This is a genomic window from Erwinia sp. L03-1 (assembly GCF_058686115.1).
Genome location: NZ_CM178762.1, coordinates 2,658,717 through 2,679,965 on the forward strand (window position 1 = coordinate 2,658,717; position 21,249 = coordinate 2,679,965).

Below are 21,249 nucleotides of genomic sequence, written 5' to 3' on the forward strand. Positions count from 1 at the left end.
CTCACAGGACTTTTACCCCCGACGCTTTCAACATATCGATGGAGGAATTCATCATCGCCTTGTGCTGTTCATTAATGGTGTCTGAGCGGGTCTGTGACGCAACGTTGCCGGGTTCATACCCTGCTGCCGACTGCGCACCGGCGCTCAGAGTCTGCGTCGAACCTGTAGCCAGATCCGTCACCTTATGGACTTCACCTTTGTAGGCCGACTTCGGCTCAACCAGATACACAACCCGGTTAGAAGTTGGCTGTGCGCCAACAACTTTTCCCTCCACGGAGATCAGTTGCAGTTTCTTATTGGCCTTATTGCCGCAGTAGATCATGCGATAGCGGAAGTAGCCACCCCAGGGTTCGCGGCCACCTAAAGCCGTCTGCATAAACCAGGCGCGAGAGTCGTGAATTTGATCGTCGTAGAGGGCCAATAATTCGGCGCGGGGCTGGGTGCGGATTCCGGTTCCCAGCGAATCGATGAACAATTGCGGGTATAACCGGTTGCCATCGGCTTTCATCTCCTGATATTCCGCAGCATCATCATCACCATTAATCAGGAATACCGCGTGTTTAGGAATGACATCGAGCGCAATCTGTTTTGTTTGATCCCACCAGTTGCCATTAATATCGCGCGCCCATTCCTTGTAATCATGCTGAAACTCTCTGGCTGCCTCACGTAATTGAACCTTTGCATCAGAAGGGTCGAAGTCCGGCGGCCCCTGCAAACTTTCATCCATTGGTTTTCGGGCTTTTTTCGCTTCAGCACGGCGCTTGGCAATCTTCATTACCTCGGCGTCATGTTTACTTTTTTGCTGATCTAAATCCTCTGGGGTTTTGAATTCAGGTGCGCTTTGAAAAAATTGCTGCGCTAGCATGCTTCCGTGAGCATAACGACCAATGCGCCAGGCCGTAATCCAACCAATCTGGTCGATGATGGCACTTTCAAGGGTCTGAGAAAGTTGATAGGCACGGTATCCTTCCTGACTTTCAGCATCGGCTTCATTACCCTGCAACGTGGTATTCAGAAGGGTTTTTCGCCAAATGTTAAAGCGTTTGATCAGCTCTTTGCTAAAATCAAATTCGTTTTGTGTACCGGCGACCATCAGCCTAGAGGGAGATTTATCTTTAATTAGCGTTGTTACGCTAGAAGGCTGAACAGATAATGGTGCTCCCGCGTCGAAAGCTGCCAGGTAAGTATCATGCAAAACCATCTGGGAGAGAATCTCACCTGTTCCTTCACAAGATTTCCCCTGATCACCAGACGGGTAGCCACCACCCACGTCAGAGTGCATGCCTGGATAAATTACCTCCTGAGTATTTGATGGGTAACTGCCATCTGGGCGACGAATCGAGTCCAGCGGAAAGCACAGTCTCTGCTCATGCGCAGCAACAAAATGACGACAGCATTTAACCAGACCCGGAAACTTCCCTTCGTCGGGCAATTGCTGGGTGCCATCAGCCCATCCCATATGCCCGGCAGCGCCAGGCAGAACATGTGCAGCGCCCACTGAGGCAACAGTGTCCAGTAATCCCAAAAACTCTATGCTCACAGGCAATCCGGCCAGCGTGATCTGTTGACCTTTACTTTGCTCTTTTGGATCTGGCAGTTGTGTCAGCCAATTCACAAACGTTCGTGCTTCCGCTGCACCACGGGAAAAACCGTAGATAAACAGTTTTACGTTCAGAAGGTGGGGTTTAGCCTGTTCAAGCTGCCCCTGTAGTTTTTTAAGGTAAGGGTTAATCGCATTACGGCGGTTCACTTCACCGGTAATCGGCCAGTGAGCACGCATACCCGGAATCAGCCCCTTTGCAACACCGTCATCAAGCCGTTGATGAGTTGGGTCTATGGCATAGCTCAGGGCATCAACCAGACGCAACAACCCCCAATTGATCCTGTCTTCCCCTCCGGTGGCAAAAGCGAGGCCATCATCGCTGTAATCCATCTCACCAATTTTCGGGAACGGGGTTCCAACGCCAGGGATGTAGTAACGGAAATATCCTGCGCCATGACCTTCGATACTGGCATGAAATAACTTTGCGATATTGGTCGGATGTGACTTCTGTGTATCGTTGAATTCGTTATTCCCTGTTCCATCAAAAAACAAACTGATATGGAGGCTTTGGCTGCACACAAACCCCAGCTTTACGCCGACCTGGGCGCTAAGCTGCGCTTTAAATTCCTCAGCTTCTTTCATCTGCTTATTATAATTGGCGTTCACCTGAGCTTCAGAAAGCGTTAAGCGACCACTATCAGGAAATTCAGGTGGTGCCCAGCATGGCAGTGCCAGACTCATTTCACTGGACATGATGCAGGTTCCTTCATATGAATTGGTTCTTTGATGGGATAATTTGGCGTGCCGTAACCATCACAGACAGTTGTCACTTTGATTTGATTGCAGGGCAGGAAGTGAACCGTCAGACCACAGCGTTTAGCGCCATATTGAGGAACACTGATAGTCATTGTGTGCTTTTGATAGTTAGCTTCATGCTTCGCATAAGCTTTTCTGTACTCGTCCGTACCCAGAGGAGGGAGAATTGCGTAAGGTTCAGGATCAACCTCCCACTCAATCTTCGCTTTTAACCCTGCATACCAGTGCGTCGGCAGCATGACGCAGCAGTACCCCCCACCATCCCCAAATGGGCTTATGTTAGGCCCACCGTACCCGTTGACCTTCACGTAATTGATCGCTGCCGCTGTATGGTTTATTCCGCTAATGTCACCAGAGGTATAATCATCATCCCCTTTTGCTTGTGAGCATCCTGATATCATCAATAAAACCAATACAGTAAACCCGGCCATCACGTTCTTCATGTTCATATCCTTATCCCTCAAAATCCCGCAAAACACCGAAGTACCCTGCACTATTCGCGCGTAAAGCAATATCCAGACAGTCGGCAAAGTGATATTCCAGGCTGATATTGCTGACGCTTTTTTCTTTCATCAGCGTTTCGGCATCACCGATGCAACCCATCAGGCCAACCTGAGCATCATCAACCCGGCTCAGTTCCGGGTCATCTGCCAGCGAGCGCGTCGGTAAGAAACTGCCTGACTTCCAGACGATCTCGCCGTCTCTGTCTCTCCAGCCCCAGAACAGCGCGATATCAGTAAACGCGGCCTGTTGCTCAGGGGTGAGAACGTGAGCAAGCAACGAGGGGAATACGCGGTTATCGTAAAACCGCAGCAGGCCGGTTTGTTCCTCCCACTGCACCTGCGACAAGGCTTGCAAGTGGCGGCACAGCAGATCAAAGGCCAGGGGGGAGATCACCAGCGTCAGGCGCGGCGAGTCCGAAAAGTATTCCAGCAGCTGTTCCAGCCACATCCGGTGGCTCGTCACAGCAAAATGCAGACGCATGACGATCGGAGAATACTCCAGCGTTCCCCCTTCCGGGGTTCCCTCGAACAGCTCAAACCAGAGCGCCTCTGGCGATAACTGGCGCAGAGCATTTTGTAGCGGCTGGTCAGTTCCGGCCTGATCTACCAGAACATCGATATAGTCCTGCCCGGCTGCGGAACAGAGGGATTCAGCCTGTTGCATCCAGAGCATGTGCTTTTTGAGCGTTACCGGCGGTGTCGTTGTCATTACCTGTCCTTATCCACGCGCCGCGAAGGCGGCAGCGGCTTCCTGCGCTTTCTTCAGGCAGTCCTTACACACCGATTTCGGCAGTTCCGGCAGCTGTGTTTCAACGCTCGCTGGCGCATCCCAGACGTGATGGCCTTTCAGGCTCAGTTTCCCTGGGGTATGGATTTCAATCGCGCCCTGCGGGGTGATACGAATCGAGCCGCCGCCACAGCCCAGCACAATGCCGTTCTTCGCCGCGAAATGAAGTTCGCCCTGCGTGGACTGCACGGTGACATCCTTCAGGGCCGTTAAGCCCATCAGGTCGCCATGCGATTCGATGGTCAGCGGCCCCTTGCCGGACACCATGCGCATGCCTTCCTGCTGCGCGAGCAGTGAAATGGTCTGGCTGGCGTTCAGGGAGAGTCGCTCCCCGCTGGCAATATTGGCCTCGCCCTGGCTTTGCAGGTGCAGTGTCTGGCCGCTGTTAACCAGAACGGTTTCCGGGCTGACCACGCCAATACCCTGCGGGGCGCTCAGCAGCATGGCCGGAGACTTCAGTTGATCGGCAGCAGCCAGATAGGCTTTCAGGTGCGTGGCATCTGGCTGAAGGTTGTGGTGTGACTGCGTGATAGTGTGCCAGTCGGCCATCTGGCTGATAGCCCCTTTGACCAGGCTTATCGCCGGAGACATTTCCAGCACCTGACCGGTGGCCGTGGCCTGCGCATCAGCGGTAAGGAACAGCCCTTTACCGGCGCGGAGTGTACCGGTACTGTCGGTGCGCAGCTCAAAACCTTCGCCGCGTTTATTACGTGAACTATCAACGATATGGCCGAGTGACAGCTGGCTTTTGCCGCCATACTCCGTCGAAATTTTGACGTGCTCAGCCCCGCGCCGATCCTCAAATCTCAGTTTGTTGTTAGCAGGAGTTCTCAACACATTACGTTGATAGTTATAGAGATTAACGTGGTCTTCATGCCGGGAATCATGCATGGCGCAGAGGATATACGGCCTGTCAGGATCGCCGTTGGTGAAGGCTATCATCACCTCTGTTCCGGCAATCAGCGGGAAATGCCAGCCGTAAACGTTACCGGCGTAGGGTTTTGCCAGGCGCACCGGGAGGCTTTCAAAACCGGCCTGCCAGGTGGTGTTGAGGTCAAACTGGAATCGCACCCGATAGCGCCCGGTTTCATCCAGCTCGGCATACTGCGCATTTTCAACCGGGCTTGTCACCCTGGCGAGCAGCGTACCGGCGATGTGTGGCCGGGCCAGCAACGGAGGACGATACGAGAGGTGTTGGCGATTGGGAACGGCAGTAAAGCTGATGATGTAGGCCGTATCGCGGGAAACGCGCTGGGATGAGGTCGATACCACTAACAACCCGTTCGGGGCATCTTCCCAGCTCTTACCCTGGGGATGGATAATCATCCCCGGTCGGATATCCATGCCGTTCGATTTACCGTCAAAGACAACCTGTTCGGCTACCAGGCGTTCACGACGACGCTTAACGAACCAGCGGCCCAGCTCCGGCTGTTCTGCGGCCTGCCTGCCCTGCTCTTTGTAATTCTCGCCATAGCGGTATTCTTCGCCGGTGAGTGCTGGCTTATCCAGATCGGTTTCCAGCTGCGCCTGCATATCACTCTGGGCTTCGCGGTAATATTCATCGTTCACCCGCGTCTGCCCGGCAACCGAATGGCGGTTGACTGTCACATCCCACAGCGATTCCAGACCACCATCAAACAGGCCTGAAGGATGACGGAAGGCAATTTTAGGGCCATCCGTGAAGGCGTAACCGGAATCACCCAGCACCAGAACATCACGATGATTTTCATCATCCCATGCAAAATAGTAGAACACGCCAACACGGGCCAGATGACGCTGAATAAAGGCCAGATCACTCTCGGCATAGGAGATAAAGAAATCCCGCACCGGGTACTGCGTGTTCAGCTGATAACGGTAGTCGAGGCTGGAGAACTCCCAGCGCTTCAGGATATCTTCGACAGCCCCAATGACGCTTTTATTCTGGTACACCGCATAGGTCAGGCTATTGCGCAGCAATGCCAGGCTGGCTTCCAGCACCACCACATAACGCGTGGTATCGGCAGAACGCTCACACTGCTGGAAAGACGTGATCACACCCCGCATGACGCGAGGGCTGACGGCCTGCCAGGGTTTACCGTCCGGGTAAAACAGAAGCTGTGCCGTGGTGTTGATCAGCACATCGGCGGGAATATCGGGAGTCGCACTGGTCAGCTCAATCGAGTAGCGCCACGGGGTATTCAGGACTTCTTCACCGCTGAAACGCAGAACCGACAGTTGAATGTCCGGGCGTTGTTTTTGCAGCTCCGGTACTTTCAGCTGGTAGTGGTTGTAGACCGGAACTTTGCTCCCCTGAAGGGTAAACGTATTTTCGCTCATGACCTGCTTCTCCCTGGTCAGTTGTTATCAGCTCAGCGTGAACCACTGTCCGAGCAAATAGTGCAGATGAACACTCATCGCGCAGGACGCAGCAACAATCAGCAGCAATCCCAGAATGCGCATTACCCACGGTGAACGCCGCCAGAAACGAATGTCCGGGCGATGGTTGCGAATAAAGATCGGCGTGTTTATTTTGCCTTTGGCTGCGGGTAACAGCTCACTCAGCTGTTTAAGTAGCGATTGCCGTTCTTCGTTCTGTTCGCCACCATCCCGGTAAAATTTGCCCTGATAGCCCAGCGTCAGCATGCGGTGATAGCAGGTAAGCACAGCCTCAGATGGTGCAGGCTCTCTCAGCAGCTTCTTAATGTGCTCATAGAAATGTTCACCGCCATGAAGACTATCCAGGAAACGGCCCTGTAATGGAGTCTCTGAATACCAGACAGACACATCAGTATCAGGCTGAGTCATCACTGCTTCATCCAAAAAAACGCAGTGTGCAAACTTAATTTCATCGGAAAGAATATCGGATGCGCCTGCGCTACGGAGTTTGACCTGTACGGTCTCGATCATATCCAGGCAATGCTGATAAAGGGCTTTATCAACAACGACGCCAGACGTGTTGCGGATAGCCAAGGCAAGCAGCCAGGTATCCTGAAATAGCGCGTCAATGAATAAAGAGGTGATGGGTTTTACTTGATCATCCGTCCCGGAAAACTCTGAAGCCACAATATCATATCCATGATTAAAATAAGGCTTATTATAAAGAAGAGTATTACCGCACACTCCAATGGGCAATCGCACGGATGTTACAAAATGTAAATTAATAATTTAGAACACTGCAACTCCTTGCCACAAGCAGGGCCAGGAAAATCTTAAAATTATCTAAAGAAATATCAGTCATTACAAATTCACTATTCCGAATGGAAATAGTCTATTGAAATTGCTTTGTCGAGCCTGATGGACGGCTTTGTTGAATAAATCGAACTTTTACTGCATTGAAGGATCAGATCACGCATCCTCCTGACAACGCAGACCGTTCCGTGGCAAAGCAAAAGTTCAAAATCACCAACTGGCCCACCTACAATAAAGCCCTCATCAACCGTGGCTCCATAACTTTCTGGCTTGACGATGAGGCAATTCAGGCCTGGTATGAGTTGGCAACGCCTTCATCACGGGGAAGACCTCAGCGCTATTCTGAGCTCGCCATCACCACCGTTCTGGTGATTAAACGCGTATTCCGGCTGACCCTGCGGGCTGCGCAAGGTTTTATTGATTCCATTTTTTCCCTGATGAACGTTCCGTTGCGCTGCCCGGATTACAGCAGTGTCAGTAAGCGGGCAAAATCGGTTAATGTCAGTTTCAAAGCACCCACCCGGGGTGAAATCACACACCTGGTGATAGATTCCACCGGGCTGAAGGTCTTTGGGGAAGGCGAATGGAAAGTCAGAAAGCACGGCAAAGAGCGCCGCCGCATATGGCGTAAGCTGCATCTGGCTGTTGATGGCAACACACATGAAATTGTCTGTGCAGACCTGTCGCTGAACAACGTCACGGACTCAGAAGCCTTCCCGGGTCTTATCCGACAGACTCACAGAAAAATCAGGGCAGCAGCGGCAGACGGGGCTTACGACACCCGACTCTGTCACGATGAACTGCGGCGTAAGAAAATCAGCGCGCATATTCCTCCCCGAAAAAGCGCGGGTTACTGGCCCGGTGAATACGCAGAACGTAACCGTGCAGTGGCTAATCAGCGGCTGAGCGGGAGTAATGCGCGGTGGAAATGGATAACAGATTATAACCGTCGTTCGATAGCGGAAACGGCGATGTACCGGGTAAAACAGTTGTTCAGAGGTTCACTGACGCTGCGTGACTACGATGGTCAGGTTGCGGAGGCTATGGCCATGGTGCGAGCGCTGAACAAAATGACGAAAGCATGTATGCCTGAAAGTATGCGTATTGCCTGAAAACACAACCAGCTACGGGATACTCACCCGAAATCTGATTTATTCAACAAAGCCGATCTGAGGCTAAACCGCACCGGTCGTTAGCCGGTCTGTCACGCAAAAATCCGGCAACAATGGGCGGTCTGAAATGGTATTTTTTGCAGATCACTCATTTGAGTTCTGCCTGTTAGCCACCCAATCAGTGAAGTAACTAGCCTGTGAATCTGCCGGACTGGTTGCCATACAACAGGCTGATGACGAAGCAGACAGTCCCCTTGCTTATGGACGAATTGCTGGTGAAAAACATCAACCCGCCCCTGCGCTGAATGCAGAGTTGCACAGCCAGAAACCGGGCCTGCCCATAGAACTACAATCACTAAATCACTCAATTACTTTTTCCAAAGCGCCAAATGTTTTCACCATGGTTGGCCTGCCAGTGCTGAGTAGTGTTGATCGCCCATTTTCAGCAACTATGCGAGTTAACGCATCTACATACCCTCCCGATACACTCTTTGAACGATTTCAGCGAAAAGCTCATCGACAAACCTTGTTGCGATCATGGGCATTCAGCTCCAGAATGGTCATCATGATCAACTCGTATATCAACAGATTGCGATCACTTACAACGTAAGGTTAAGAGGCTTATGAATACCAATTTGATGCCCAATTTCTGGAAGCTGTCACATGGCTGGAAGGAGTTCTCATTCCTAGATATGGTCGAATGTATTGATGAAAAGCTCGTCTACGTTCACCGCACGACCGCTGGTAAAGGGCAGTCTTCTGTTAGCCAGGCAAAGGAGTTTGTAAACGCTCCGATTGGTGATTATTTCTACCTGACTCACGGTAATCAGGGTGTATACCTGCTTGGTCAGTTCACTGGCCCGGTTAACTACTTCACAAAACACAGTGATGGCTGGATGGACAGACCATTCCGGCTGATCCACAAAGCTAATGCCAGAGAGGCGTATTATGGCGTCGAGAAATGGTGGACACCTAATCACAACTCTACCTTTGTTAAGGTTCCGCACCACGAATATAATTTATTTGAAGAACTGATATTAACGCCCTATTTCGATATCAACCTCAAAGATTTTTAACTTAAAAAGCGAGCAAATATGAAGGGAGTTTTAGAGAAATGTACTGTGGAAGACTTTAACTACATATCAGCCACTCTGAATAGCTATGTATCTTTCACAAACGATAAGCGCAGAAAAACACTATTATCTGCATATCAAAACAACCCAGCATTGCATGCTGAATTAATATCACTTATTGACACACAAATAAAATACTTCGGTTCTTCCGATTTGGCTTATCTGAAGAGAAATTTAATTAAAGGAGAGGGTTCCATTCCAGCCACAGAGATCATTGACGACGTATGTAAAAAACTAAAAGTCAATATTAAAGTAGGTGGTTCAATAGAATTGAAACTGGAAAAACTAGTACTCTCAGTTGTTGAGAAAGAATTATTAAGTAAGACACCTGAAGAATTGTCAAAATCATTCAAGGAAATGGGGGTTGGTGATATTGACAGAGAGGAGATAATCTCCCATATCAAAAAGAATGGTAAAGTGGCAATTTTGCCTATTGTATTTCAAATACTTGGCCCTAAAATTGCGCTGGGAATAGTAGAAACAATTATAGTCAGCCTTATCGCTCAGATGATTGGAAGGGAGGCAGCGAAACAACTCGTAAAAGAATTACTCAAGCGTAACCCCTGGATTAATAGCTTAGGACCCATTCTATGGGCTATATCTGGAGCATGGATTGCCTATGATCTTCAAGGCCCGGCTTATCGCAAAACTGTGCCAATTTGCCTGTATCTTGGGATCGTGGCATTGCGTGATGGCGAAGAAATGCTTTGAGGTAATAAAGGAGTGGTTATAAGCCACTCCATTAAGCCCTTACCATATTGTAAAATCATTCTTCAATAAGCTTATCAAGTTTTTTGCAGATAAAACAGTAGCGACGACCAACTTGCTTACGCTTATAGACAATCTGAATAGTACTGTACTCCTTATTCGCATCGGATAATAATACCCCTTGCTTTGTTAATAGCATCAGGATGCCTTTGCGCTGAGATTTCGGCAAGCAGTTATGTACCAGATCCTTATCAACTGCATATACCGTACGTCCTTTAATTTTGTGGATAATGACCGGTGCCTTTTTAATCGCCGTTTGGGTTACGCGATCATTTCCAATCAGATTTAAAAGATCATCCTTTTTGAAAAAATCAATAATTGCATCAAACGGACGGCCTAATGGTGACTTCATTACCTCAGGTTCAGATAAAACCACCTCAAGGGAGTCCAGGTAGCAGGTTGAGATCCCCTTCATAACATCCTGCTTTGTAAAGGGTAAAACACCATATTTCACAGCCATGGAACCTGCTACATAAGTGATGGCAAAACGTTTGGCGATACGTACCTGAATGCCGGAGTTACGATCGACCTGATGCTTGTTGAGGAAGAACTCAATGCCTTTTTCGAGCTTCCGTTTCACACTCTCACGGTCATCCTGAATATCCGCTACCAGGCGCTTGAGAAATGCAGGTTTGGCACTGCCGTAATAGCGGTGAGTTGCATCCTTTATCGCATGCACAAGTTCATTGCTGGAATTAATATCATCTGGCAGTGATTCGAAGATCCCCATTTCAGCACCAGCATCTGCATTAACGTCGATTACACGTACATTTTCGCCTTCAAGGCGCTCAACCTTTCCGGAAGCAGCTAATTGTTGAAGGCTGCACTCACCCGTGCTGAAAATACTTACCTGCCATTCAGCAACTTTGTTCTCATACATTGCAGAGCGTGTTTTCCCTTTCCCTCCTGAAAGCGTATACACACGGTTTTGCATAATCTTAGCAGCTGCCAGTACGTCTTTATCTAACAGCTTCGACTCATCAAGAACAAGGTAGCTGTCGTTATGGGCCACGGCAATCTCCTCAAGCCCCTTATCCGTATTGTTCCACAGTACGACAACATCTTTCGGTGAACCTGCTAATGATGCCAGCATGTAGGCACTGGACGTTTTTCCTATACTACTCATCCCCCACAAATGAAACCCGCCCCCTTCCATACCTGAAAGCTTAAGGAGAAAACCTGAAAATCCGCAGCACAGAGCCAACATAATACGCGAGCTATATAGTGCATATGGAGCGACATTCATTTTCCATAATTTTAATGTCTCCTGTTTATCCTCGACTGGTAAATGATTTTTAGCACCAGGATGCAGTACAGGCTTATCACCTTTAACTTTGCCAATAACTATATCGTTAACACGCAAATAAACATCACCATAAAAACCTGGCTTATAGCACAGTGTGATTATCTTATCGGTTTCCTTAATTACTTCTTGATGAGCTTGAATCCAGTATTCTTTAGTCACATTGGGATTATGCCCGAACGTTAATAACGTTTTTTTTAACTCTAATACACTGAAAAGTGCCTTGGCTGGTACAAGCACACGGGTCGACTCCATCTCTTGGAAATCAGTGATTTTAATAAGTCGGTATGCAACTGGACACAATTCTGAAATTTTTGTACGAGCCAACAATGTAACAAGTAATTTTTCTTTTTTATTATTTAACATCTCTTTATATTCTTTCATTTATAGTTCCTTATCGTATTTAAAGATCACATAATAGTTGCAGTAATGAACATCAGAATTAAGGCGTGAGAGTTCCCCTGTATGATTTCTCACACAACACTATTATTTTATTTAAAATTGCAGAAACAGTTTACAGCTGGTACATATTGCTAATAGATCATGACATTATTTTAATATCAAATGGTCACCATACTTCCTTACCTTATACATAAATGTTAATCCTGCTGCCCCAATAGAATCTAACTTAACCAGAGAATCAGCATATTGCTTACTCAGTAGACGATATTTTTTAGTCCATCGCTTCCTTTTTATTTCGTTGCTCCCCTGTAAATAACCTTCAGCATACTGAACTGACTCAATTCGCCCCCAAATAGCTTTAAACCGATAACTTATCTGTCGTAATGGGGCTTTTAACTTACTTACTAGCATGGGGCGATTTATTACATTTCCCCGCGTATTCATATTGTTCTTGTTCTTCATCTTGATACGTAGCCTTTTTATAGCCTTCTTGTCATTGGGAATGATAAGATGAAAATGGGGCATCCACTTTTTAATATCTATGTGGTAATCCATTTCAAACCCACCGATCACCATTCCAGAGAAGCCACATTCATTTAACCAGCGACGAAGCCGTGCTATTAATGTATCTGGCCGCCAGTGAAGCAGTTCATTGTCATAAAATGCATCCTGATAGAATATTAAGGTGATGCTTCGCCATTTTTTGCTTTTCTTACATATTTTTAGTACTTCTCCAATCATTTCCAGTCGGTGTTTCCTGAAGCATTCAGGACATGCAGCACTCCCGCAAGGATAAAGTTGATGGCACTCTTTAAGTTTTGTAAAGAGATCCTTGTAAATTTCCTCCTGGTATTTCTGCAATGATTTTTCCCTGAGACACTTTTCCGCCCGGGCCTTCTCCACTGTTTCAAATTTCGGTAATACTTCGGCTAATGCTTCATTCTTATCACTTAACCTTGCCAGTGGTATTTTCATTACTCTCCTTATTGATTTATGGTTGGGCGCTCTTCAATCCAACGCTGGATATCCTCATCTCGCCAGGCAACGGAACGATTTCCAGTTACCGAAACCTGATTTGGAAAGTTTTTATTGGCCATCAGGCGATATAACGTTGCCCGGCTAATGGCACAGCGCTTTAATACCTCTTGAATCTTAATTAACTTGCTCTCTTTCATGTTTGCCTCCCCGTTAGCTGATGGCGCCATTCTATCAAACTCGAAATATCAGGTTTACAGGAGAAGCGGCTCTTAAAAATGAACAAATCCTTGGATTTTCCCGGCTAAAACCCTGATAGTTGAATCCTAAGAGCCGCTTCTCATCATTGAGGAGTCCTCGACTCTAAAAAGCTCAATTAATAGTCAATATTTCGTAAGAAATTCATGTACTGAGAGGCCATTGATGGCAAATGACAGCAACAAAACCGAGACTACAGCATACGATGCTGTTCACGTGGACATTTATGACATCAAACGCCAAAGGGATGCCGCTAACAAAGCCAGGAAAGAGAAAAAATATACAGACGCGGGATTTTCAAGAACAAAGATATACTTAGGTAAGGACACTTATGAAAAACTTGCCGCAATATTCGAAGACCAGCGGGGAGGTGTACTCAACATTGGGGGGCGTAAAGACATTGATTCACTTAGCCGGGTTGTCAGCTACTGCATCAATAAGGTTTACAAAGAAGTGCATATCAAAAAGAAAGGTGGTCAGTTAGCTGATGTTACTCCCGCTTTAAACGCAAAAAGCCAGGAACTATACGATCTCTACCAGGCTGTGAGCTTCATGCAAAGTAAGGGGCTAAGCATCGCTAAAATCAGAATGAAAATGCATGCTGACGGGTATCCTGCCCCTAATACATTCACGCTGAATGGTTCGGGGAGTCGTTTATCGGTCTGGACGGAGCAGCAGGTAAGAGACTTGCTGGATTTAGAAATCCTCAATCAAGATATTGATGACCTTCAGAAGCGCTGATATCGACTATTATGAATTACCAGCACTCAAGCCGTTTGCTGGCACTGATTTTCATGCTATCACCACGGTAGTCATAGCGCGTCGTCGTGGATATGTCGCTGTGGCCTGCCAGCTGACGTACGGTATTTATATCCACGCCCTGCTCCAGTAAGCGGGTGATGAAGGTGCGCCGCATATCATGTGGGGTAAAACGAGCTATGCCTGACGTATGCTGTAACTGCTCTAGGATGCCCGTTAACCCGGTTGTTGTCAGAGGTTGGGTGGCGGTCTTCCCGTTGCGCTGAATACGGCTGAACAGTGCGTTTTCAGCTTCGTTTGCGCTGGCTTTCAGCCATTTGCGGATGGCCTTATCCACTGCATCCGCCACATGGATTTGACGGTATTTACGTCCCTTTCCCTGACGCACCATCAGGATGCCATTGTCATAGTCCCGGCGCTCAAGTTTGACCATTTCCCCTGCCCGCAGCCCCGTTCCACAAAGCGTCAGCACAATAGCGACATCACGACAGCGCCGTACCGGTTGCGGATGCTGTTTTGCAGCCTGAATCAGCCCCCGGATTTCCGACTTGTCTAACGCCCTTCCTTTACGCTGGATATCGCCGCTCACGCGCTTCACTGATCGGATACGTGCCAGCGTTTCGGCATCCATGCAGTTAAGGTTAAAGGCCGTCTGCGCCACGCCCCGCAGTGCTGACAGCGCCATGTTCACCGACGACACGGCGTAACCGTCATCCAGCAGTGCCGCACGTACTTTGGCAACAGCGGCGTAGTTAAGTTGTTCCCATGGATAACCTGCTGCATCCACACCGCGCTTAAGTATGCCAGCGCTGCGGTTTAACAGGCTGGTAATGCCCCGCCGCCCCGATGGAGCCAGACCGCCAATATACGCATCCAGGACGGTGGTTTGCACCACCGGCACGACCTGACGTAACGCACTCCTGCTCATGCGCGTAACCCGTGATAACGTACATTAAACCAGGTAACTTTCAGCATCACACCAGCCCTCGCTCACCCATCGACACCGTTTCAGCCCCTGCCACGATAAAGTGATCAAGCAACCGTACATCCAGCATTTCGAGCAGTTCCTGAAGCTTTTTAGTCAACTTGATATCGCAACGGCTGGGTTCAGGCTCGCCGCTGGGGTGGTTGTGGACAAGGATGGCTGCGGCGGCGTTATGTTTCAGCACACGTTTGATAACTTCTCGGGGGTGAACGCTGACCGAGTTTAACGTCCCCCTGAACAGGATTTCGCGGTGCAGCAGCTGATTCTGATTATCGAGCAGGATGATGCCAAACTCTTCATGTTCAAGCGGTGCCAGCTCAACCATTACGCACCGCCGGACATCATCAGGGGAACAGAGCTGAACCCCACGCTGGTAGTATCTACAGATGATGTCACGTGCTTGGTCGAGGATACGGGTTTCACGCTGAGTAAACATGGTCATGTCAGAACTCCCGTTCAATGAAGTAAATGGCGTCGGGAAACAGCTGGCGGCGGGTTACGCCAGTACGCAGGGAGAAAGCTTTACGGGGCATGGTGGTTCGCCCGTTGCTGTCGAAAAAACAAAGCGTTTCTTCATCTATTTTGACCAGAAGGGACCAGTGAAACTGGTCGCTGAGCATAATCAGGCGGGAATGGTCAGTGACGTCAAGAAACCGCTGCATTTCCCCGAAAAGCCGACCATCTGTTAATCCCCGCTTCCCGGCAAAGGGTCTGGTGATTTGAACCGGGAACTGGCGGCTGTAATGCCCTTTCTGCAACACCTGCGCCATCAGCCAGTCTAAACGGTCTTCTTCAATCCCTTCAGTCAGCCATTCATGCAAAGGCCAGCGCTGCTGGTAAGCCTGAATAAGCCGGTTCATTAGCGGGCGTCGTTTCACCCTGCCGTCATACAGCCAGCTCAGCATATTAACAATGCAATAAGCACCGCAAAGACAGTCCAGTTCGCCCTGCTGAGACGCACGTATCCCTCTGTTAACAGTCACAGATAATTCTCCATGTCAGTAGTGATGATTAATACGGAGGGATTAACTTTCCCAGAGAACGGTAATGTTGTAGATGTTCATGGCGTGATACTGAATAAAGTTGGATTGCCAGAGTTCAAACAACTCCCTTCCGGCGTTAACAGGCAGATCACCAACATGAGCAAGAAAGACATATTGCTGACTCCAGCTGATATCAATTTCCTTTTCCAGTTCGGGGTATACTGTCCCCATATAACTGAAGTCGGTGATGTAATCGAAATACCATTCATCATTGCGTGAAATAAGACGTATTTCGATAGGATGGTAACCGCCCTTTTCAGCGCTGTAACTTAGGTCTTTAAATAACAGACTGAGGGCTATAATTTTGGCTTTATGCGTCGGTGGATTTCCCGCTTCATTTAATATGATATTGATTAATTCCTGATCGACGGGCATAGCTAGCCCTTCCTGACGGATAACACTCATCGTTTTTATTCCGGTAAATATGCATTTGAATTGATGATAAAAACCAATAATTGACCATTGCCCATACTGACTGTTTAGACGATAGAAGTCCTCCCATCACGATGGGATAATAAAATTAAATGCTAAGTTGGCAATCAGTTTGTATCAGCTACTGGACAATATGACACTATCCAGCAATGTTATTTTACCAGGGACATGCTTTTTAAGCAAATAATTTCACCCAGAAACCATTTTGGTTGTCATTTTATAAACTCATCTAAAAACATAATTAAGCTTTTCCTCTTAGGGTTATCTAACTTATTCCAGACTTGCTCGAGACGTTGTTTTAATTCAACATCAAGCCCAGTGGCATAGTTAATCGGGATATCAGAAACATTTAAATCCTCCATACAATCAATAAAGAACCAGCTTATTGGAGTTTTTAAAGCAACAGCAATTTTGACTAAATGAGCAATATTGATCTTATTCGTTCCGCGTTCATAGCGGGAAAGTTGTTGTTGAGAGATATCGATAGTCTCTGCAAGATCGGCAGCAGTTAGCCCTGCTTCTTTACGTCTGGTCTGAATACGCTGCCCTACCAGCTTATCAGCTGAATCTGCCATCAGTTTAACCATCATTTTATCTCCAGAACGTCCATAAGAGGAATTTTGGGGCTTTTTTACTCTTGCATGAACATCACTAATGGACATAAAATTAACTATTACGTCATTTATAGACAAGAATAGCTGCGACCGATCAACTAAGCTGGATTGGAAGCCCACTCAGTTGAGCAGCAGAGCAAAGGTGGGCAAAAAGGAGAACATTGTGGGAACCACCATTACTGAGCTAACGGATTGCTTTGAGCACTTTTTCAGCTCTCTTTACCGGCGAGAATTTGTCAAAACCCTGCGTCTGAACGAATGTAGCGAGCGGGAATTACTGCCTCTGGTACGTTGCTATTTGCTGGGTTGGTTTGCAGATAATGTCTCACCGGAAGTCATAAGCAAGCTGCCAGAAACTGTATCCGGGCACGGTTACATTGATTTTGTCATTGATGATGTAGCCGTTGAATTTGCAGTACGTAAACCAACTGCTACACGTTCCAATGTCTCTGCGACCGTTAACAGTACAGAAGTAAAGAAATTGATGCAGCACAATGGCAAAGCCTTGCTTGTGCTGTTTGACTTCTCTGACACGCCCTATTCAGAAAAACAGATTGAATCCTTCCGTAACTGGCCCTCTCTCGGTCGAGGGAATCACCGTAAATCAGCTTTCAATGTGGTCTATTTCTTTGTGGAAAAACGCAGGCCGCTGGCACTGGGAAAAATCACCAAAAACATCCGTATTACTTAACAGGGATTTAAATAATGAACAGAAAACTGATGGCCTTATTGATGGCAGCTATAATTCTTCCTGCCGCGGCAGCGCAGTACGTAAAACCCGGAGCAGTACTAACCCTGAATCAGGGTAAAGGCAATGCTGAATTCAACATTAATGCCTCAACAGGGGATGGTTCGGGCGTATGCAATATGGATGGGACAGCACAGAAAATAGCTTCCGGAGAAAAACAGAAGCATCGTTGGGTCTGGAATGACAATGCCAGCCAGTGTGTCGCAATAATCAGTGAACTGAATAACGGCAAGACCAGCGTTATAACACGTGGTTGCGAAGTTTACTGCGGAGCCCCTGCAACAGGTGCAATGGATGGTCTGTTTAATAAGAAATAAAAGTATAGTTAATTAACGAAGGAACTACAGATGAAAAGAACAATGCTTCTGGTATTAATAGCGGCTGGTTTACTGGCTGGCTGTGGCGAGAAAACGCCAAAATGCAGTAGTGATGATGCTAAAAATCTGGTCATAGATATTACCAGAAAGACAATCGAGAAAGGTATGACACTGGATAAGGATGTACGTATTTCTGTTGAAAACATCAGAACAATAAGCCATGAATCAGGTCTGGATGTTTATCAGTGCGCTGCTGATTTAACGTTCACAAAGCCGGGTCTGCAAAACTCTTTACCAATAACTTACCAAATTCAAAAAACTGATGAGGGGAAAGGTCAGTTCTATATAAACGTATCTGGCTTATAATCACCTTAGCTGAAGGTTCCTTTTGGGTGAAGTAACTCATGCTTTATTCCAAAAGGAAATCCTTTCTAAGAAACTAACTACCCCTTTCATGGCTGCCATGACATAATGCTAATATCATCATTACAGGTCCAAGTTCAAAAAATATTAACTTAGTTGACATAAATTTTTCATGACGCTCTCTTAATAAGAACGCCATCCCTGAACTCGCTTTTTTGTCAGTTAGGATAATGGATTATCCAAATGCCATTCCACGATAACTTCATCAAGAACATCTTTATTATTTGATATCAAAAACCGTTTAGCTGACGATCTAATCTCATCATTAACATATCTTGCAAAACTCAAAGAGTTAAAATCTTCAAGGGGATTAATTGAACGACACAAAGCTAATGAAGGTGATAAGACAAAGATAAAACCATTCGATAAAGCATTTTTATCGCCATTAATCACAAATGGAAAATCACCGGTAATGAATGGCAATGATGAATCTGACTTTAATATATACGTCTTAAACCCATCCATTTCCATTTCATTTAATATAGGCATAAAACTAGCAGCCCTTTTAACTAGCTTCACTACTGACTTACTTATAAGATTCCGAATGGCATCAGCATCAGCATCAGCATCAGCATCAGCATCAGCATCAGCAGAAAGGAATTCTGCCAGTTCTAAGAAATTCTCATCAACTAAAAGGGGAGAGAAACTCTCCGAATCACCCATGTAATGATAGAGTTTTTCACCATGTTCATTTAAATAATCCATGCATTCATGTAGTTCATTATTTAAATTCAAAAATCTAGCATCCACAGTAGGCAATCTAGATAACATTATTGAGCAGAGGATATTTATCATTCGAATCAAATCATCATCATCAACTTCATTTATGGATGAATCATCAATTGTAACATCATGAATGCACTCCATAATTTCAGGGTAAATCTCTTCAACCTTACCAAATAAATCCTCAATCAGTCGTGTGTCGTTCCTTTCTGTCTCCAAGTCTAAAACAGTATTTCTATGCACCTCAAAACCAAATTTCTCAACATTTCTTAAGGTACAAGCTTTGGGCGGAATATATTTTGGAATGTTTGGGTCCTTTTTCTCCTTACCAATCAAGTCGATATAGAACACACTTTCAGAGCTATCCGGAGAGAAAGATCTTAAATAACATTTTGGAATGTAATGATGATTTTTACTTTGTCTTTGCACTGACACGAATTCTATCTCCTAAATCAAAATAATCAACCCACACCTGCAACCACTCTCGGCACTCAGCATCATAATTATAAATCCCTTCAACGCTGCCACGTGTATGCCCCAATACGGCCTCAGCAATCTCATTGGGACACTACAAACGAGACAACCCCGTTCGTACTGTACGACGCAGATCGTGCGGCGTCCAATGAGGTATATCAAGCATTTGACCGCTTTCACGTAAACGCCATGAGTTTTCAGTTAGATACTTCTGCTGGATTGGCTTCTTAGTGGCTTGCGAAGGAAACAGATATTTGTCGGAGGTAAGCCGTAGTACTTTGAGAAAGTCGATTGCCTGATCAGATAACTGTACGTAGCGCTCTATCCCTGTTTTGGTTTCTCGCAGATGGTAAATGAATGATGCCTTTTTCAAAATCGAAGGCCCCCGTTCAGAGGAACAGACGCAATACGTTTGCCTATAGTACCTAAAACAGCAACCGAACCTTACCCATCCCTCTGGACGGAATGAACGTCTGTAAGGTTTGAATTTGTATGAGAGCGGGTACATAGTACTAGTTATGTCATGCTAAATAAGTACTCCAGTAAGTACGCGGGAGAGAAAGCAGCAGGATTATATGCAGATGAAAAACTATAAATTATTAATTTAATGGTGACAATGGGAATAAAACAACCTGGACAAAGACCTTGATTTTTAATAGTTTTGTTTTATTCGATCTTTTAACATACCCCAATAAGTACCCCCAGATGTCAGTATGCCGCACAGTTCTTTTTTTTAGTGGCATTCAAAAGTATCAGGTATCAGCCTTGATATCTGGAATCATTCCTGTGGCATCCGGGGCTACTACTGGGTCGAATTCACGTTCACACGTTCATGCGGCCGCCATAGATTTCATCGGGTGCATTCCAGCGTTTATTGCTGAGTTGCTATACAAAGAGTTTGCTTCATCATCTTGTTTACTTAGGGGCCAGGGGCATATCCCCAGCCAAAAATGAGCGGATCGCACTGTCGATTATCTCGCGAGTGAGCACCGAGTCTTCCACGATGACTTGCAAACCAATGCCGCTACGATAGCCAGATTGAATGCGATAGCCAGGAGTAACTACAGGCGGATTGTCGCGCATGACTTCGGCCAAGCGTTTATCAATGTAGTCGAAATAGGTTAATCCACCGAATTGAGGATAAGAAACGCGGGTACGTTCTACCACCGTATGGCTAACCACCTTCCCTTTCGCATTGTAGTTTGGTGTTGTATCCATGCGGGCTTCATCTTCCTGCTGGTTTTGGCTCAACATGGCATGAGCTTCTTCAAACACCAGATTTTCCACAATATCCGCACGCGCTACGTCAATGGTAATGATCTCCGCGTTCCAGTACACATCTGGCGAATTACCCAAGAATATAACATCGCTCCAGGTCCACACCCAACCCGCAGCAATGGCCTCTGCATTTTCAGAATCGCAATCATCATAATGCAGTCCTCCGCAGCGGTGACGCTCGCAGTGGATCAGATTCTTGACGTGTTGTGTCCGGGAACGACGCCGACGGCGGGAAAGAGTATTAAATGGTTTGTTTCTGTAGATCATGGTTCGCTCTGCGCGTGGTCGCTGGGAGGAATCCAGCCGCACAGTTTAGCTAATGGGAAAAAGGAAATCTACTTACTAACAAGAGGCCAAAGAGTATAGAGGGCCAGGGCAATATGTCGCATATCATTAATGTGCAGGGACGAAGTCAATGTGCTCATAGACACGAGAATGAAAATCTATCTAGATGTCGAAAACTTATTACTGTACCTCAAGCTCACAGGTAATAACCTTTGGCTATCCCTCAACCATCAAGTCATACCAACGAACCTGCATTATATAGATTTGCACAGAATGCGTCTTCGCACGTAAGCAGCCAGTTAAGCATCCCACCGAGATCGGGATCTACGTCATTAGCGCAAGTTAATAGTTTTAGAAATCAAGCTAATTAGCATAATATCTCTTAACTGAAGGGATATGG

Annotated in this window: 22 protein-coding genes and 1 pseudogene; 7 read left to right on the forward strand and 16 right to left on the reverse strand. The window is 46.7% G+C overall.

The window, feature by feature from the left end; genetic code table 11:
* Position 1 precedes the first annotated feature (1 nt).
* Genes AC4PCC_RS12240 through tssL form a run of 5 tightly spaced genes read right to left on the reverse strand, consistent with a single transcriptional unit; the run spans position 2 to position 6,760 of the window.
* A complete protein-coding gene (locus tag AC4PCC_RS12240) occupies positions 2–2,296 on the reverse strand; it encodes a T6SS phospholipase effector Tle1-like catalytic domain-containing protein (RefSeq protein WP_492124695.1) in 2,295 nt (764 codons plus the stop codon).
* A complete protein-coding gene (gene tli1a, locus AC4PCC_RS12245; protein WP_492124696.1) occupies positions 2,281–2,808 on the reverse strand; it encodes a Tli1a family immunity protein in 528 nt (175 codons plus the stop codon). The genes AC4PCC_RS12240 and tli1a overlap by 16 nt, the downstream gene beginning before the upstream one ends.
* Before the next feature lie 4 nt (positions 2,809–2,812).
* Positions 2,813–3,571 carry a toxin Tle1 chaperone Tla1 gene (gene tla1, locus AC4PCC_RS12250; protein ID WP_492124697.1) on the reverse strand — a complete coding sequence of 253 codons (759 nt, stop codon included), beginning with the start codon at positions 3,569–3,571 and terminating at the stop codon, positions 2,813–2,815.
* Between the two features lie 9 nt (positions 3,572–3,580).
* The gene (locus tag AC4PCC_RS12255; protein WP_492124698.1) at positions 3,581–5,965 is read right to left on the reverse strand and encodes a type VI secretion system Vgr family protein; all 2,385 of its coding nucleotides are present in this window, start codon (positions 5,963–5,965) and stop codon (positions 3,581–3,583) included.
* Between the two features lie 27 nt (positions 5,966–5,992).
* Positions 5,993–6,760 (reverse strand): type VI secretion system protein TssL, short form, encoded by a 768-nt coding sequence (tssL, locus tag AC4PCC_RS12260; RefSeq protein ID WP_492124699.1) that lies wholly within the window; start codon positions 6,758–6,760, stop codon positions 5,993–5,995.
* Between the two features lie 200 nt (positions 6,761–6,960).
* Here tssL and AC4PCC_RS12265 point away from each other — a divergent pair, with 200 nt between their 5' ends.
* The 3 genes from AC4PCC_RS12265 (at position 6,961) to AC4PCC_RS12275 (ending at position 9,773) form a co-directional block, all read left to right on the forward strand.
* Positions 6,961–7,929, forward strand: coding sequence for an IS5 family transposase (locus AC4PCC_RS12265; protein WP_492124700.1), 969 nt, complete (start codon positions 6,961–6,963; stop codon positions 7,927–7,929).
* Between the two features lie 623 nt (positions 7,930–8,552).
* Positions 8,553–9,005 (forward strand): hypothetical protein, encoded by a 453-nt coding sequence (locus AC4PCC_RS12270; RefSeq protein ID WP_492124701.1) that lies wholly within the window; start codon positions 8,553–8,555, stop codon positions 9,003–9,005.
* 45 nt (positions 9,006–9,050) lie between these two features.
* Entirely contained in the window at positions 9,051–9,773 is a 723-nt protein-coding gene (locus tag AC4PCC_RS12275) for a hypothetical protein (protein WP_492124702.1), read from the forward strand.
* A 55-nt stretch (positions 9,774–9,828) separates the two neighbouring features.
* On the opposite strand, the gene AC4PCC_RS12280 is transcribed toward AC4PCC_RS12275, so the two are convergent.
* From AC4PCC_RS12280 to AC4PCC_RS12290, 3 genes are all read right to left on the reverse strand, one after another.
* On the reverse strand, positions 9,829–11,517 hold the full coding sequence (locus AC4PCC_RS12280; protein ID WP_492124703.1) for a DUF927 domain-containing protein: 1,689 nt from the start codon (positions 11,515–11,517) through the stop codon (positions 9,829–9,831).
* Between the two features lie 165 nt (positions 11,518–11,682).
* The gene (locus AC4PCC_RS12285; RefSeq protein ID WP_492124704.1) at positions 11,683–12,510 is read right to left on the reverse strand and encodes a hypothetical protein; all 828 of its coding nucleotides are present in this window, start codon (positions 12,508–12,510) and stop codon (positions 11,683–11,685) included.
* An 8-nt stretch (positions 12,511–12,518) separates the two neighbouring features.
* Positions 12,519–12,710: a helix-turn-helix transcriptional regulator gene (locus AC4PCC_RS12290; protein WP_492124705.1), complete on the reverse strand. Its 192-nt coding sequence runs from the start codon at positions 12,708–12,710 to the stop codon at positions 12,519–12,521.
* Positions 12,711–12,933: 223 nt separating this feature from the next.
* Here AC4PCC_RS12290 and AC4PCC_RS12295 point away from each other — a divergent pair, with 223 nt between their 5' ends.
* Positions 12,934–13,509, forward strand: coding sequence for a hypothetical protein (locus tag AC4PCC_RS12295; protein ID WP_492124706.1), 576 nt, complete (start codon positions 12,934–12,936; stop codon positions 13,507–13,509).
* 16 nt (positions 13,510–13,525) lie between these two features.
* Here AC4PCC_RS12295 and AC4PCC_RS12300 read toward each other — a convergent pair whose 3' ends face one another.
* From AC4PCC_RS12300 to AC4PCC_RS12320, 5 genes are all read right to left on the reverse strand, one after another.
* Positions 13,526–14,455, reverse strand: a complete 930-nt coding sequence (locus tag AC4PCC_RS12300; protein WP_492124707.1) for a tyrosine-type recombinase/integrase — start codon at positions 14,453–14,455, stop codon at positions 13,526–13,528.
* Positions 14,456–14,501: 46 nt separating this feature from the next.
* Positions 14,502–14,954, reverse strand: coding sequence for a RadC family protein (gene radC / locus AC4PCC_RS12305; protein ID WP_492124708.1), 453 nt, complete (start codon positions 14,952–14,954; stop codon positions 14,502–14,504).
* 1 nt (position 14,955) lies between these two features.
* Positions 14,956–15,417 (reverse strand): hypothetical protein, encoded by a 462-nt coding sequence (locus AC4PCC_RS12310; protein WP_492127508.1) that lies wholly within the window; start codon positions 15,415–15,417, stop codon positions 14,956–14,958.
* A 120-nt stretch (positions 15,418–15,537) separates the two neighbouring features.
* Positions 15,538–15,930: a DUF2787 family protein gene (locus tag AC4PCC_RS12315; RefSeq protein ID WP_492127509.1), complete on the reverse strand. Its 393-nt coding sequence runs from the start codon at positions 15,928–15,930 to the stop codon at positions 15,538–15,540.
* 269 nt (positions 15,931–16,199) lie between these two features.
* Positions 16,200–16,574, reverse strand: a complete 375-nt coding sequence (locus tag AC4PCC_RS12320; RefSeq protein WP_022645563.1) for a helix-turn-helix domain-containing protein — start codon at positions 16,572–16,574, stop codon at positions 16,200–16,202.
* 190 nt (positions 16,575–16,764) lie between these two features.
* Between AC4PCC_RS12320 and AC4PCC_RS12325 the strand changes: the two genes are divergently transcribed.
* The 3 genes from AC4PCC_RS12325 to AC4PCC_RS12335 are packed head-to-tail and all read left to right on the forward strand — an operon-like array spanning position 16,765 to position 18,032.
* On the forward strand, positions 16,765–17,292 hold the full coding sequence (locus tag AC4PCC_RS12325) for a hypothetical protein (protein ID WP_492124709.1): 528 nt from the start codon (positions 16,765–16,767) through the stop codon (positions 17,290–17,292).
* A gap of 14 nt (positions 17,293–17,306) precedes the next feature.
* Positions 17,307–17,666 carry an acyl-CoA dehydrogenase gene (locus tag AC4PCC_RS12330; RefSeq protein WP_492124710.1) on the forward strand — a complete coding sequence of 120 codons (360 nt, stop codon included), beginning with the start codon at positions 17,307–17,309 and terminating at the stop codon, positions 17,664–17,666.
* A 30-nt stretch (positions 17,667–17,696) separates the two neighbouring features.
* Positions 17,697–18,032, forward strand: coding sequence for a hypothetical protein (locus AC4PCC_RS12335; RefSeq protein ID WP_492124711.1), 336 nt, complete (start codon positions 17,697–17,699; stop codon positions 18,030–18,032).
* Positions 18,033–18,251: 219 nt separating this feature from the next.
* On the opposite strand, the gene AC4PCC_RS12340 is transcribed toward AC4PCC_RS12335, so the two are convergent.
* From AC4PCC_RS12340 to AC4PCC_RS12350, 3 genes and pseudogenes are all read right to left on the reverse strand, one after another.
* Positions 18,252–19,247, reverse strand: a complete 996-nt coding sequence (locus tag AC4PCC_RS12340) for a DUF4238 domain-containing protein (RefSeq protein WP_492124712.1) — start codon at positions 19,245–19,247, stop codon at positions 18,252–18,254.
* A pseudogene (locus AC4PCC_RS12345) lies at positions 19,225–19,635 on the reverse strand (tyrosine-type recombinase/integrase); the annotation flags it as partial. The gene AC4PCC_RS12340 and the pseudogene AC4PCC_RS12345, both read right to left, overlap by 23 nt.
* A gap of 566 nt (positions 19,636–20,201) precedes the next feature.
* The gene (locus AC4PCC_RS12350) at positions 20,202–20,831 is read right to left on the reverse strand and encodes a hypothetical protein (RefSeq protein WP_492124713.1); all 630 of its coding nucleotides are present in this window, start codon (positions 20,829–20,831) and stop codon (positions 20,202–20,204) included.
* Between the last annotated feature and the right edge of the window lie 418 nt (positions 20,832–21,249).